The organism is Clostridium aceticum (assembly GCF_001042715.1).
Taxonomy (GTDB): domain Bacteria; phylum Bacillota; class Clostridia; order Peptostreptococcales; family Natronincolaceae; genus Andreesenella; species Andreesenella acetica.
Genome location: NZ_CP009687.1, coordinates 1834325 through 1849584 on the forward strand (window position 1 = coordinate 1834325; position 15260 = coordinate 1849584).

13 protein-coding genes are annotated in these 15260 nt (G+C 33.1%); 9 read left to right on the forward strand and 4 right to left on the reverse strand.

Annotated elements, in window-relative coordinates; translation table 11 throughout:
• Window positions 1–7: 7 nt before the first annotated feature.
• Entirely contained in the window at window positions 8–778 is a 771-nt protein-coding gene (locus CACET_RS08610) for a CAP domain-containing protein (protein ID WP_044823931.1), read from the reverse strand.
• 140 nt (window positions 779–918) lie between these two features.
• Between CACET_RS08610 and CACET_RS08615 the strand changes: the two genes are divergently transcribed.
• The 6 genes from CACET_RS08615 (at window position 919) to CACET_RS08640 (ending at window position 10016) form a co-directional block, all read left to right on the forward strand.
• Window positions 919–1923, forward strand: coding sequence for a glycosyltransferase (locus tag CACET_RS08615; RefSeq protein ID WP_044823932.1), 1005 nt, complete (start codon window positions 919–921; stop codon window positions 1921–1923).
• Entirely contained in the window at window positions 1920–2924 is a 1005-nt protein-coding gene (locus tag CACET_RS08620; protein WP_044823933.1) for a glycosyltransferase, read from the forward strand. The genes CACET_RS08615 and CACET_RS08620 overlap by 4 nt, the downstream gene beginning before the upstream one ends.
• Before the next feature lie 52 nt (window positions 2925–2976).
• Window positions 2977–6333 carry a hypothetical protein gene (locus CACET_RS20800; protein ID WP_201774912.1) on the forward strand — a complete coding sequence of 1119 codons (3357 nt, stop codon included), beginning with the start codon at window positions 2977–2979 and terminating at the stop codon, window positions 6331–6333.
• 434 nt (window positions 6334–6767) lie between these two features.
• Entirely contained in the window at window positions 6768–7586 is an 819-nt protein-coding gene (rfbD, locus tag CACET_RS08630; RefSeq protein WP_044823934.1) for a dTDP-4-dehydrorhamnose reductase, read from the forward strand.
• Window positions 7587–7717: 131 nt separating this feature from the next.
• The gene (locus tag CACET_RS08635; RefSeq protein WP_044823935.1) at window positions 7718–9046 is read left to right on the forward strand and encodes a nucleotide sugar dehydrogenase; all 1329 of its coding nucleotides are present in this window, start codon (window positions 7718–7720) and stop codon (window positions 9044–9046) included.
• A complete protein-coding gene (locus CACET_RS08640; protein WP_052661271.1) occupies window positions 9024–10016 on the forward strand; it encodes a glycosyltransferase family 2 protein in 993 nt (330 codons plus the stop codon). The genes CACET_RS08635 and CACET_RS08640 overlap by 23 nt, the downstream gene beginning before the upstream one ends.
• A gap of 204 nt (window positions 10017–10220) precedes the next feature.
• Here CACET_RS08640 and CACET_RS08645 read toward each other — a convergent pair whose 3' ends face one another.
• Both CACET_RS08645 and CACET_RS08650 read right to left on the reverse strand, forming a co-directional pair.
• Window positions 10221–10916 (reverse strand): glycosyltransferase, encoded by a 696-nt coding sequence (locus tag CACET_RS08645; RefSeq protein ID WP_052661272.1) that lies wholly within the window; start codon window positions 10914–10916, stop codon window positions 10221–10223.
• 110 nt (window positions 10917–11026) lie between these two features.
• Entirely contained in the window at window positions 11027–11734 is a 708-nt protein-coding gene (locus CACET_RS08650) for a glycosyltransferase (protein WP_044823936.1), read from the reverse strand.
• A gap of 327 nt (window positions 11735–12061) precedes the next feature.
• On the opposite strand from CACET_RS08650, the gene CACET_RS08655 reads away from it, so the two are divergent.
• From CACET_RS08655 to rfbC, 3 genes are read left to right on the forward strand one after another with little or no spacing between them, the layout of a single operon-like run.
• Window positions 12062–12823, forward strand: coding sequence for a sugar phosphate nucleotidyltransferase (locus CACET_RS08655; protein ID WP_044823937.1), 762 nt, complete (start codon window positions 12062–12064; stop codon window positions 12821–12823).
• 17 nt (window positions 12824–12840) lie between these two features.
• Window positions 12841–13896 (forward strand): dTDP-glucose 4,6-dehydratase, encoded by a 1056-nt coding sequence (gene rfbB, locus CACET_RS08660; protein ID WP_044823938.1) that lies wholly within the window; start codon window positions 12841–12843, stop codon window positions 13894–13896.
• Window positions 13897–13906: 10 nt separating this feature from the next.
• Window positions 13907–14458 (forward strand): dTDP-4-dehydrorhamnose 3,5-epimerase, encoded by a 552-nt coding sequence (gene rfbC / locus CACET_RS08665; RefSeq protein WP_044823939.1) that lies wholly within the window; start codon window positions 13907–13909, stop codon window positions 14456–14458.
• Window positions 14459–14558: 100 nt separating this feature from the next.
• Here the strand turns inward: rfbC and CACET_RS08670 are convergent, their stop codons facing one another.
• On the reverse strand, window positions 14559–15248 hold the full coding sequence (locus CACET_RS08670; protein WP_044823940.1) for a class I SAM-dependent methyltransferase: 690 nt from the start codon (window positions 15246–15248) through the stop codon (window positions 14559–14561).
• Window positions 15249–15260: the final 12 nt, after the last annotated feature.

Genomic DNA, 15260 nt, shown 5'->3' on the forward strand with positions numbered 1-15260 from the left:
TACACAATTATTTTTGAATAAACATTTGTGTATAGTGTCTATTATGAATACCTATTCCAATGTGTGTAAAGTTTGGATTAAGGATATTATTTCTATGCCCCTCAGAGTTCATAAAAGCATTATGAGCACCACTTACACTAGAATTAATAGCAATGTTCTCAGCAGCAGATCTATACTGAATTCCAAAGTTTCTCATCATATCAAAAGGTGACCCGTAGGTAGGTGAAGTATGAGAAAAATAATTATTATCCTGCATATCCTTAGATTTAACCCTTGCTACATAAGATAAATCTACATCAATAGCTAATGGTTGTAATCCAGCTTGTCTTCTAGCTTGATTTACATACTCAACCATTTCAACTTCAGCAGCTGTTAAGGCATGTCTAGCATTTGATGTGTTTTGTGCAGCTGTAGCGTTGTTCACAGTGGTATTTTGTGCAGGTGCAGGTTGCTGTGCTGGTGTACTTGGTGGAGGTGTTGTGGGGCTTGCAGCTGGCGTTGTTGGATTTGCAGCTGGTGCTTGTACTTCTTGAGGTTGATTTACAGAATTGTTTGCTGGTGTATTACCTTGTGTTGTAGTAGTTCTGTTGTTGGCAACAAATCTTACAGCATTAAATCTATATCTGTTATTAACGCTGGTATTTCTTGTTACCCTATAAGTGGTGGTAATCCTTTGATTACTGAAGGTACTTGCATTGACTGCAACAGCTGTTGAAAACAACAAGGCAGTTGTAAGTACAGGAACTACTAATTTCTTAGTAAACTTTGACTTATTCATACAAAAATCACTCCTTAAATTATTATGTTAACCTTGTTCACTATAATACAAGAGTTAAGTGAAAATTTCAATAGTATCTCCTAAATACTTCCATATGTAATATATGGAAGTTTCTGAGAAAAACAATGAGAGGTGAGGAAATGCTAAAAATAATATGTATTTCATCAGTAAACTATGAGTGGATGTACCAAAGACCCCAGCAGCTGATGAAGGGGTTGAGTGAGAGAGGTTGGAAAGTGATTTACTGTAATAAAAGTCAAAGAAAAGATAAGTACTTAGAAGTTTTATCAGAAAACCTTACAATTTGCCATGATATGAAAAAATTAGTAGAAAGTCAGGAAGAGGCAGATATTGTTTGGGTGATAGATCCAAGACAAAAACATCTTAAGGGACTTTTTAAAGAAAAGCTATTTGTCTATGATTGTGTGGATGATTTTCCTTTTCTTCAAAATGCCCACTACAAGATGCTGAAGGTTGCCGATATTGTATTGGCTACATCTAAGCCCTTATATCATGCAATAGCTAAATATAAAAGAAATTTACATTTGGTACCAAATGGATGTGACTATCAGCACTTTACTGAAACAAAGAAATTTCCTATAGATAGCCAAGCAAAGAATTCTTTGGGAGTTATTGGTTATATAGGGGCTTTAGCACCATGGGTTGATTATAAATTGTTAGAATTAATAGCTGAAAGAAAACCTGACTATACATTGCTACTAGTAGGAGCGTCTTTGGGAAATGTAGAGATACCAAAAAGCAATAACATAGTATATTTGGGACATCAAGACTATGCTAGAATTCCTTCTTATTTAAGTATGATGGATGTTACACTGATCCCTTTCAAAAAAAATAAAATAACCTACGCTACGAATCCAATAAAAATGTATGAATACTTATCTCAAGGAAAACCCATTATAAGTACTGCTTTACCAGAAGTTTTACCTTTTTCTAAATATCTATATGTTGCTAGAAACCATGAAGATTTTGTAGATCATATCGATAAGGCTTTAGCAGAAGATGACCCTAAAATCTTAGCTAGAAGAAAAGAAATAGCAAAGTTAAATGCATGGGAAAAAAGAGTAGAAAGTATTGAAGAAATTATTTTTTCTTATTTAAAGAACTTACAGAAGGTGAGTAGATGAAGGTTTTAATATATATTCGTCAAGACTACCAAGAAAACATTGCAGGTGATAGTATTTTAGTTTTGAAAACAAAAGAATATCTTATGGGAACTGGGATAAAGATTGAAGTTTCTAGCGATCCCAATAAGGATCTAAAAAAATATGATGTAATTCATCTATTTAATACAATAAACATACTGGAAACTTACAAATTTTTTATAAATGCAGTAAAGTATAAAAAGAAAATAGTGCTAACACCCATATATTGGAATTATGCAAAATATCTTCCTATTGATTCTATGAAGTCTTTAAAAACAAGTTATTGGAAAAGTCATCATCCATTACGAAAAGAAGTTCTTGCGGGTGTGGATTTGCTTTTACCTAGTTCTGAAATTGAAATGAGGCAAATAGAGAAGGATTTTAATATAGTCACACCCTATAAAGTAGTTTTTAATGGGGTAGATAAAGTCTTTGCTGAAGGCAAAAAAGAAAATTTTCTAAAACAAATTCACATAGATAATTTTGTGTTATCAGTAGGCAGAATTTCTCCTCATAAAAATCAGTTAACCTTAGCTAGGGTTACAAAAAAGTTAGGCCTTCCTCTTGTATTGGTGGGTCCAATCAATGACTTAAATTACTATCACCAATGTATGCAGGCTAATAAAGATATTGTATACCTGCATAAAACAAACCATGCAAATTTAAAGGATATCTACGATGCTGCTAAAGTCCATGCTTTGATTAGCTGGTATGAAATTCCTGGGTTAACCAGCCTAGAGGCAGCCTTAGGAGGGTGCAATATAGTTACAACAAAAGAGGGTAGCACAAAAGAATACTTTAAAGCCTATGCTTCCTATGTGGACCCCTATGATTTGATAGATATAGAAAATAAAATACTAAAATCATTTAAAGAGTCTTTTAATGCTGATCTTAAGAAATACATCTTAGAAAATTTCTTATGGGAAAAGGTTATAAAAGAACTTATACGCTGTTACGACTATGTAACAAAAATCACAGGGTAGGAATATAATTTAATTAAAGCAATTTTTATAAATAAATAGGATGGTGATATAAATGCCGCAACCATGGCCAACCACATGGAGGCCGTATACCAAAAATGGTATACCTTTAGGAGATCCTGTAGATGAATCTCCACCTAGTACAGATATTGTAGGCAATACTACTTTTCCTGCAGTTTTTTTTCAATTTGATGGGACAGCTGTTTTTTTTAGAATGAGACTAAACACAACCCCTATTTCAGGTGGTTCTTTAGTAAATTTTAACTGGGGAGTATTATTTGATACCAATAATACCCTTCAAACCTATGAATGGTTAGTCACCGTAAATGGACAGGGAAACACGATAGAAATTTGGGAAAACTTTATAAATAGCCCCATCAATAGCTTTGCTGATGCAGCAGAAGGACTAAATCGAAGGGCACCCTTTGTACCAAACTATTCTGAAGCAATTGTCTTAGGAAGTAATGTACGGGTGGTGAATCCCACAGGAGATGGGTCAAACTTTGGAGGAAATCCAGATGTATTTTTAGATTTTCAAGTACCTTGGAATGTTTTTTCAAGTTTCTTAAATATTACAGAGTTTTCTATATTTAGAATGATTTATTACACTGCCACCTCAAATCGTAATGCCAATAAGGATATTGTAGGAAATAGCCCTGTTAGTTTATCAGAAGCCTTTGGCGACAATATTACTTCTGATCCAGCAGGTCCACAGCTGGGGGACTTGCTGATTGCTAAAACAGTTTTATCAGGTCCTGTTCTAACAAATGTCAATACCACAGAGACTTGGAGTATACAATTAAATGCTTCTAACCCAGGCAATGGCGTAGTTAATAATGTTCAAGTGATAGATAATACGTTACTAGATCAAGTAAGCCAATTGTCTATCATTTCCCAGTCAAAGGGTAGTGTTCTTCAGGTAAACAATAACATTATTTGGGATATAGGAGATTTAGCCCCCGGGGAAAATGCAATATTGGTTGCAGAGGTCAGCGGTTCTTTTGCTACCACGGGGCTAAATGCCTTAGATGAAGCAATAGTAACAGGGAGTGAACCAGTACTAGGAAATATTACTGCTGGACCTTCCACAGGAGTAGGCATTGATGTCCTACCAGCGGTGATACCTGCAGTTCCTGTTTTAGCGGTTGAAAAATTTTTAACAAGAGGACCATCAATGATTGCCATAAATACAGAGGCTGCATGGGAATTTACAGTACGGGCACAAAATACTGGCACCGGGGCTTTAAACGATGTGATTATCACAGATACCATTCTATTAGGTCGAATAATGAATATTAGAAGTATCTCTGTAGATATAGGAAGTATCACAATAGATGAAAATGTTATTACTTGGCATATATCTACTTTAAATCCTGAGGAAACAGCACTGGCAACCTTTGAAGTGATGGGAACTTTTCAAGTTATAGGAGAGAGAGCATTAAATAGAGTTATCGCGGTTGGAACAGATCCTGTTACGGGAGACGTGATAAGCTCAAATCCTGTTGCGGGAGTATTTATTCATGTTACTGAGGTACCTTTGCCGGGTATTCTACAAACAACCAAAAGAATCATAAGTGGGCCCTTTACACTAGTACAAAATCAACAAGACACCTGGGTGGTTGAACTTCTTGTTGTCAATATAGGAAATAGCCCAATCAATGATGTCATCGTGATAGATGATATTTTGTTGTTCAATATAGGCAGTTTCAACATAAATAGCATATCGAAGGGCGATGCAATACTTACTAATCAAAAGCTGCAATGGAATATTGGGGGATTGAATCCTCAAGAAGTATCTCGCTTAGAGTTTCGTATAGAAGGAAGGTTTTCTTCTTTAGGTTTACGCTCATTAAATGGTGCATATGCTCAAGGTACTGATGAGACTACAGGGAATCTTTTATCCAGTAACTTTGCTGGAAGCAGGGGAATTTCAGTAATAGCACCTCAGGCTGCTGAATTTTTTATCAATAATAGGATTATTTCAGGACCATTAACCCTGGAAAAAAATACAGTAGCCACTTGGCAAATAGAAATTGCTGTAGAAAATACAGGAAATATCCCTTTATTAAATGTAGAAATAATATCGGATGCTCTATTGGATACATTAACTGATATTTCTGTTGTATCCTTATCTAGAGGTACAGTAGATAAAATAGGTGATATATGGAACTGGCAAATAGGGACATTAAACCCAGGAGAAAGAAACGTGCTGGTTGTAGAGATTGCAGGAAGCTTTGATGCTATCGGCAGCAGATTTTTATTAACTTCCACTGGAAACTCAGTAAATAGTCAAACACTAGAGGGAATAACTACTGGGCCAATAAGTGTGTTACCTATAATAGTGAAGGATACACCGCAACCTCAGATAATCCAAGTGGAAAACCAAATTACTTCTGGGCCCATTGAAGTGCAAGTAGATCAAGTAGCTACATGGGTACAGGAGATTACAGTTACGAATACAGGAGATAGGGGTACTATTAGCCATGTACTATTAGAAGATACCTTTATCATAGGAAATCTTGTAGATTATTCTATACAATCAATTACACGAGGAAATGTTGTAGAGGATCATGGTATTCTTCGATGGTTTGTTGATGAACTAAATCCTGGTGAAACAATTGTTTTAATAGTAGAAGTTACTGGTTCCTTTAGGGCAGAAGGTAGGAGGGTTTTAGCAAGAGACTTTGCTAGGGGTATAAATCCTTTGAATTTTGGTATCATCAGGTCTTCAATTGTTTCAACACAAGAAATCAATGTACTTCCACCTATTCCTTTTGATTTTGAGTCTATATGTATCCTTGAGGATAAAGTTTATGCCAGCTGTCAACAGAGACATTGTTTTGAAAAGTTGTTTATTCCTAATCTATTTCAAGAGGAATTTGAGTTTGTAGAGATTAAGTTTAACCCAGGAAAAATTATTGATGGTTCGTTGATAATAACACCACTAAAAGATTCACCAAACTTTGCTAGGGTTAGATTTGATATTATGATTACTTTTCGCTTAAAGCTTAAAAAGATAAAGAATAACAAGGTAATCACATTTGAGCATCAGTTACCGATAATTTCTAAAGACATTATTTTATTTATGCCAGAAACAAGAGATGAATTTAAGTTTGAGATATTGGTAGAAACAGCCTCTCAGTTGCTGGTAGAGCCTACGCTTGATGAGGAGGGACTAAGATTGGCTGTAGGGGTCTTTATTATCATTAAAGTGGTGGGAAAAGTACAGCTTTTTATACCTGCATTTGGTTTTTGCCCAGAACCACCGGATTGCGAAGAGTTTTTACCCAAAGATATATGTGAAGTATTTTCTACAGAGGGTTTTCCAGCATTTTATCCTCAACAAGAAGATGGAGAAACCATAATTTGTCATCCTTCGTTATCCCAAGATCCTTCGCTATCCTCAGGATGACACTTGGAGAAAAATTTGGTAATAACTGTGTTAGGTTAAGGCCTATGAGCCTTAGGACACTAAAATTTAGGGATGTAGATCTATATAGGATTCGCGAGAAAATGAAAGAATCAGTGAAAAAACCTCAATATTCTAATGTGAGATCATTAGTGTTAATTTAAACAATGGTTTATCACTTAGTAGTATTGAGGTTTTATATTTAATAAATTTCCATCACGATAAGCTGTAATTGCAGTTTTTATCGTATTAAAGTTTATAGAAAAAATATATAGGTACTATTAAAAAAAACTAACATATAATGAATTAAATACAGGAAAAAAGTATTAAGTGATAAAACTAAGATATTTTTAATAGGATAGAGTAAGATACCTTTGCAGGTGTAGGGAAGGTAGCAAACAGATGGTTAAAAAGTGAGGAATTGCGGGGTGAAAAAGATGACAATATGTATATTAGGAGGTACTGGTCAGCTAGGGCATGAGTTAATGAAGGTAATGAAGGATAAAAAGGTTGTTAGTTTAGGTAAAAAAAACCTAGATATAACCAAGTTAGACGAAGTATATAAAACCTTAAAAGCTATAAGACCAGATGTGGTTATTCATGCAGCAGCTTTTACAGATGTAGATCAATGTGAAGATAAACCGGAGTTGGCTTTTAAAGTAAATACACAGGGAACTAAGAACGTTTCTATTGTTGCAGGTAATTTAGGCAGTAAGTTAATTTATGTAAGTACAGATTATGTCTTTGACGGTAAGAAGGGGAGCCCTTATAATGAAACAGATTTACCGAACCCCATAAATATATATGGTATGTCTAAGTATGAGGGTGAAATTGAAGTGCAAAAAAATCTAGAAGAATACTTTATTGTAAGAACTGCTTGGTTATATGGCCATCAGGGGAAAAATTTTGTTAAGACAATATTAAGTTTAACTTCCAGTAATACACTTTTAAAGGTAGTAGATGATCAAATAGGTTCGCCTACCTATGCGTTAGACTTGGCGGAAGCATTAAAAAAATTATTAGTGACTGAAGACTATGGCATATATCATTTCATTAATGAAGGTAATTGTACATGGTGTGATTTTGCTAAAGAGATCATCAAAATTAAGGGTATTGCGGCAAAACTTAACCCTACTACCTCGACAGAAATTCAAAGAAAAGCTAAAAGGCCTCAAAACTCAACCTTAAGTAATAATTCATCTATCAAATTAAGACTTTGGCAAGAGGCATTAAAAGAATATTTATCTAATGAATAGGAGATTTGTATCTCCTTTGTTTTTTTTCGAAAAGAGTTATTTAGTCTATCTTTCGTAACCACCTACATTGCTTTATCATACAATAAAACTAAAGAGTTTAATTATAGATATTAGTAGAAGGAGATAAAAGCATGAGTCTTAAAAATAAAATTATAAATAAAGAAGCCATTGTTGGTATTGTAGGTCTAGGCTATGTAGGTTTACCCTTAGCAGTATCAATTGCAGTATCAGGATACAAAGTTATTGGGATTGAAGTTGACGAAGAAAAAGTTGCTAAACTATTGAAGGGAGTTTCCTATATAAAGGATGTTTCAGACGAAAGTATAGAGAAAGAAGTAAGAAAAGGAAGCTTATTGGGTACAAGTGATTATAAAAAGATGAGCCAAACAGATGTGATTATTATTTGTGTTCCTACACCACTAAAGGATAATACTCCAGATGTCAGCTATATTTATCAAACCGTAAAAAATATCAAACAATATGCAAAAAAACCAAGTTTAATTATTTTAGAGAGTACTAGTTATCCAGGCACGACAGAAGAAGTGATTATGAAGGAGTTAGAGGGAGACGGATGGATATTAGGTAAAGATTTCAACCTATGTTTTTCTCCTGAACGGGTTGACCCAGGGAATGAATTATTTAACTTAAAGAACACACCTAAAATAGTGGGAGGGATTAGCCAGCAATGCACAGAATTGGCAGGATTACTCTATGAAAAAGTTGCTAATGAAGTTTTTTTTGTTTCTTCAGCAAAAACAGCTGAGATGGTGAAACTTTTAGAAAACACCTTTAGGAGTATTAATATAGCCTTTATCAACGAAATGGCTTTGATGTGTGAAAAGATGGAGTTAAATATTTGGGAAGTTCTAGAAGCTGCTTCTACAAAACCTTTTGGTTTCATGACTTTTTATCCAGGGCCAGGAATTGGAGGACATTGTATTCCCATAGATCCAAATTATTTAGAGTGGAAAGCACAAACATTTAATTTTTCTAGTAGATTTATTAGATTAGCAACTGAAATTAACGAAAGTATGCCAGAATACATCGTATCTACAATTGGAGAGATATTAAAGACAGAAAGTAAAAGCTTAGAAGGTTCTAAGGTTTTAATAGTAGGCGTTGCTTACAAAAAAGATATTGACGATATAAGAGAATCCCCTGCCTTTAAAATACGAAATATGCTGGTAAACAATAAAGCTACTGTCGATTACCATGATCCCTATGTGAAGGAGATCATAATAGATAATAAAAAAATTTATTCTATCGAGCTTAACGAAGAAAACTTAAAACAATACGATTGTGCAGTGATTATAACAAACCATAGTACAATAGACTATCGATTATTAATAGAAAATACAAAAATCATTTATGATACGAGAAATGCCATTAGAGAAAAAAATGAAAGGGTGTTTTCTCTTGGAGGTGTAAAACATAGGTATGAAAGTAAAAATAAATGGTAATTTCTATGGAATTAAACCAATAAATAAAGAAGGAAACTGGGAATTCATTTATACAGAAAAAATGGAAAAAATCAACAAAGATGACTATCTCCTAAAGAAGAATCAAGACAAAGCTTCTGTAGATAACAAAAATAGAAAGAATTATCCTAAAATAAATAGAAAAAAAATTTCTCAAGGTAAGGAGCTTCAGGATAGAATATCTCTGGTAAATAAAAGAAAAAGGCTTAGGAGGAGTATCCATCGATATGAATCTGCAAAAAAACATAAAAAATTAGAGAAACCTGGGGTATCTATAATCACCTGTACCAATCGCCACCAATTTAAAGAAAATATTTTCGGAAATTTTCACAACCAGAAATATGATATAAAAGAGTTAATTATTGTATTAAATAAGAACGATATTGATATAAGTGAATGGAAAAAAAAGGCCAGTCAATATAATAATATTAAAATTCTTAGACTAGATGAAAGCCAACCTTTAGGAGCATGTTTAAATTTTGCGATATCGGAGGCAAAGTATAGTTATATTTCTAAGTTTGATGATGATGATTATTACGCTCCAGAATATTTAGGAGATATTATGGATTGTTTTAAATATACAGATGCAGATATAGTAGGAAAGGGAAGTTTTTATATTTACTTTGAAGAAAGTAAGACTTTAGCAGTAAACTCTTTAAGTAGAGAGAACTGTTATACAAACTTTATAGCAGGATCTACAATAACTGCCAAAAAAGAAGTTTTTGAAAAGGTTAAGTTTGTAACAGATAGAGTAGGGGGTTCAGATACACAATTTAAAAAGGACTGTATAGCAAATCATTTTAAAATCTATACGGCAGATCGATTTAATTATGTTGCACATAGACGCCCAAATGCACAGGAACATACTTGGAAAATTGCTGATAAAGAGTGGCTAAAAACCTGTAAAATTATTGGAAAAGTTTCTGATTATAAAGGCCATGTCACAGTATAATTTTTATAAGGATGACAGTTCAATAGGATTTTGGAAATAATTGTATTAAGTTAACGCTTATGATAAGGGTGTATTGATAAAAACAACAATGTAATTAAATAAAAGTCAGATATCTACCCGTCTATACTTTAGTTGCTTATGCTACTAAGGAATTTTTACAGACATTAGGTATCTGACTTTATTAATCACAATTCAAAATTTTTGCTAGATAAAATGCTTAAGAATATTTTGTATTTCTTTCTTATTTGTTATTATTTTTCCAGTCCTATGATTATTAAATGCATTTAAAGTATTGTTTCCATGAACGATAACAGCATAGTTTTTTTTATGAATAATTTCGTGAGGATTTTTTATAACTGTACAGTGTCCCTTAGGTATCGGTACTCTTTCACCAGCTAAATAATCTTTCACTTTATAAATTAAAGTATAGAAGGGGGGTGAAACATAGTACCAGTTTCCCAACCGATGATTTACAGAATCATATACATATCCTTTCTGGTTAATTAAGGCTCGGGTGTTTTTCTTAGGTTTATATTCATGCAGTTGATTAATAAAGGTTTTATGATAAACATCGTCACAGTCTAGACGTACTAGGTATAAAAACTCGTAGCCTTTAATACTTTTCTCAATAATACTTTCATACTTCTCATTTTCAATAAATCTAATATTGTTTGGTAAAGTTGGATAATGAGATAATGCACCCTTGATTAAATCGGTGGTTTTTTCAGCATACCTAACTAACACTAGAAAGTCTTGGTTTGTTTGTTTTTTAAGACTTTGCAAGGTGAACTTATTAAAAATATCCATTCTATAATCAATCCAATCTTTTGTACGACTAATACCATTTGCTCTAGAATTAAATTCAATTCCAACAATTATTTTTAATTTCTTACCTGACATCTCAGCCACTCCTTATATAACTTCTCAAAATTAAAACAAGATATATGGGTTGCAATAAAATTTTTACAGCGTAGCGAATGCAACATATTTACTACAACTTATATAGCTAACTACATAAAATTTTTAAGAATATTTTGCATCTCACCTTTATTAGTAATAACATCGCCTACCCGGTGACTATCAAATTTGTTCATAGTATTTTTATTATGAATTAGGACCATATAGTTGGTTTTGTGAATAATTTCATGAGGATATTTTATTGCTATAGCATGGTGACTACCGATAGAAATTCTTTTGCCCTTCAAATAATCCTTTACTTTGTTAATTGTAGTGTAGAAAGGAGGAGACAGATAATACCAATGACCTAATCGATTGTTGATGGAATCATATACATATCCCTTTTGATTAATCAGCACCTGAGTACTTTTCTTCGGTTCATAAGCATGCAGTTGATCTATGAAGGTTTTATGATACATATCGTCACAGTCTAATTGCACCAAGTATAGGTCATCATAACCTACAATGGTTTTTTTTATGATATTTTCATATTCATCGCTAGCAATAAACTTAACATTAGAAGGTAAGGGGGCGTAGTTTGATAAAGCAGCTTTAATGAAATTTCTAGTGTTTTTATCGTATCTAACCAAAGTCAAGAAATTTTGGTTTGTTTGTTTTTTTAGGCTTTTGAGAGTAAATTTATTGAAGATTGATATTCTATAGTCGATCCAAGCTTTGGTGCGACTAAGTTTACTGGCTCTACATTTAGTAGCTCTAGAGTTAAATTCCATATCCACAATGATTTTTTTTCTGTTTGGCATTTTAACACCTCTTTCAATATCGTTGATTACTTCCGTACATTATAATCTATGCCATTACCAAGATTTGTGACTATAGATGTACGTCTTTTCTTATAAAGCCACAAGTAACCAAATTTTTGAAACTTTAATATAATACAATATGACAAGGCTCAGATACTAATTTATAAATCATAGGCATTAACTTAACACAATTATTACCAAAATTCTCTTGAACTGTCATCCTGAGGGTAGCGAAGGATATTGGAATAACGAAGAATGACAAATTATGCTTTAAGTTAACGCTAACACTTACAAATAGAAAATTGATCATTTTAGGAGGTAGATACTTTGAAGGGAATTATTTTAGCAGGGGGAACCGGCTCTAGGCTTTTTCCTCTGACAAAAGTTATAAACAAGCATCTTTTGCCGGTAGGCAAATATCCAATGATTTATTATTTGATCGCTAAAATGAAAGAAGCAGAAATTAAAGATATTATGATTGTTTCTGGAAAAGAGCATATGGGATCAATGATAAGTTTACTTGGTAGTGGTACTGAATATGGTGTTAGATTTACATTTAAAGTTCAGGATCAGCCAGGAGGTATAGCTGAAGCTCTGGGACTATGTGAAGAATTTGTTGGTAAAGACAGTTGTACAGTTATATTGGGGGATAATATTTTCCAAGACAGCATTTATGACAATGTCAAGAAGTTTCAGCAGCAGAAGAGGGGAGCTAAGATATTATTAAAACAAGTTAAAGATCCAGAAAGATATGGAATAGCTGAAATTAAAGGAAATACAATCATTGGTATAGAAGAGAAACCTCAAAATCCCAAAAGTAATTATTGTGTAACAGGAATATATATGTACGACCATAGGGTGTTTGAAGCAATAAAAACTTTGAAGCCTTCAAATAGAGGGGAACTTGAAATTACTGATGTTAATAATTGGTATGTAAAGGAAGGTACTTTGACCTATGACATCTTAAAGGGCTGGTGGACAGATGCAGGAACCTTTCATTCCCTTCTAAATGCCAGTAGCTTAGCTAGTGAAATGGATTTGGATATTTTATTGGGTAGAGAAAATGTAAAAAAGGAAGCTGACTTTTAATTATTGGGGGTTAAATAGTGAAGACCTATTTAGTAACTGGAGGAGCCGGTTTTATTGGCTCAAACTTTATTTTATATATGCTAAAAATGTATGATGCTATAAAAATAATTAATATAGATAAATTAACCTACGCTGGAAATCTTGAAAATCTGAAGGAAGTAGAAAACAATGCAAATCATATATTTGCGAAAGTTGACATTTGTGATAAAGAAGCACTGATGAAAATATTTGAAGAATACAGGATTGACTATGTTGTAAATTTTGCTGCAGAAAGTCATGTAGACAGAAGTATTCATGACCCAGAAGTATTTATAAAAACCAATGTTTTAGGAACACAAAATTTACTAGATGCAGCTAAAAAAGCTTGGGAGACAAGAGCTGGTTTTGATAGGCGAAAGAAATTTATACAGATTTCAACAGATGAGGTATATGGCTCATTAGGGGACACAGGGTACTTTATAGAAAATACCGCCTTAGACCCCCATAGTCCCTATGCAGCAAGTAAAGCAGCGGCAGATTTACTTGTTAAGTCATATTATGATACCTATAGAATGCCTGTAAATATTACTAGATGCTCAAACAACTACGGACCGTATCAATTTCCAGAAAAGTTGATACCCCTTATTATAAACAACTGTCTTAACAAAAAAACATTGCCTATATATGGAGATGGACTGAATATTAGAGACTGGCTTTATGTTGAGGATCATTGTAGGGCAATAGATAAAGTAATTAACAAAGGCTTAATAGGAGAAGTGTATAATGTAGGAGGTCACAATGAAAGAACAAATATCCAAATCGTAAAAACTATCATAAACTATATGTCTGAGAACCTTGATAAAAGCATAAGTGAAGACTTAATAAGATATGTAGAAGATAGAAAAGGACACGATAGAAGATATGGTATTGATCCTACTAAGATAAAAGAAGCGTTAGGCTGGGAACCGACAACTTTATTTGAAGAAGGAATTAAAAAAACAATTCATTGGTATACAAAAAATAAAGCATGGCTTGATGGTGTGGTTTCTGGAGAATATGCTAATTATTTTAAAAAGATGTATGAAGATTCTTAGGGGGGACAGTATGGGAAACTTTATATTTATTGAAACACCTATTGAAGGGTTATATATCATAGAACAAAGGTTGTTTGAAGATAGCCGAGGCTATTTTATGGAGACTTATAATCATAAAGAATTCACAAAAGCTGGAATAGATAGGATATTTGTACAGGATAACCAATCAAAATCTCAAAATGGTGTTCTTAGAGGACTTCATTTTCAAAAAAAATATCCTCAGGGTAAGTTAGTTAGGGTGATAAAAGGTGAGGTTTTCGATGTTGCCGTGGATTTAAGAAAAACTTCAAAAACCCTTGGTCAGTGGTATGGATGTATATTAAATGAAGAAAATAAAAGGCAGTTTTATATACCAGAAGGCTTCGCTCATGGTTTTTTAGTACTTTCAGAGACGGCAGAATTTGCCTATAAATGTACGGAGTTTTATCATCCTGAAGATGAAGAGGGGATTATCTGGAATGATGCAGATATAAAGATTGAATGGCCTTTAGATAAAATTCATGAGGTAATACAATCTGATAAGGATAAGAACTGGGGAACACTTCAGAATTATTTAAGATAATAATAAGCAACAGTAAAATTTGATAAAAAAATAATGGATAACAAAATGTACTAAGCTACACAAAAACATTTTAAACAGGTAGCTTAGTACATTAATTTTTTTAAACCTTTGACAGTAAATTTTTGATTAATACATCTAAATTTTTATTTTTAGGGTAGATGATCCCTAGGCCGCGACATTTTTTTGTCATTTGAAAAGAAAGACCACAGTTTGTTTCTTTTAGGAAGTCTTCAACAGCAGTTAAGACCCCATTCCGTTGCTTCCCTTCATAAATCGCATTGTTGAGCTTTGCATTCAATCCTCCTTCTTTTAATAAATCACTTTGACCTTCTTTCATGCCTGCCTTTTTATAGGGATGGCGAAATTTTTTTGGGATGTTTTCTGGACTATAATATAAATCTCTTCTGGCATAGGGCCAAGCCACATCATGTAAAAAAACAATTGGAAAAGCTTTATTTATACTAGATTTTTCTATGAGTTTAAGCTCATTATAAACGGTGTACCAATTATGATCCCCATCGATAAGAACAATATCGTAATCCTTAAGGAGGGGTAAAGCATTTAAGCTGATATCCTTGTAAAAGTCAAAACGATCCTTATAGTGTGCTTTGAGATCATCTGTACTAAACAAAGGTTTAGGGTCTATTGCTGAAAGCTGTATATTTTTTTTTGCTCCAAACCTTAAAATTTTTTTTGTATTTACACCACGAGCACATCCTATTTCTACAATGTGCTTAGCACTACTTTTTTCAACAATTGGCTGGATAATTTTATCCCAAAACCTATTCAAAATAATCACGCT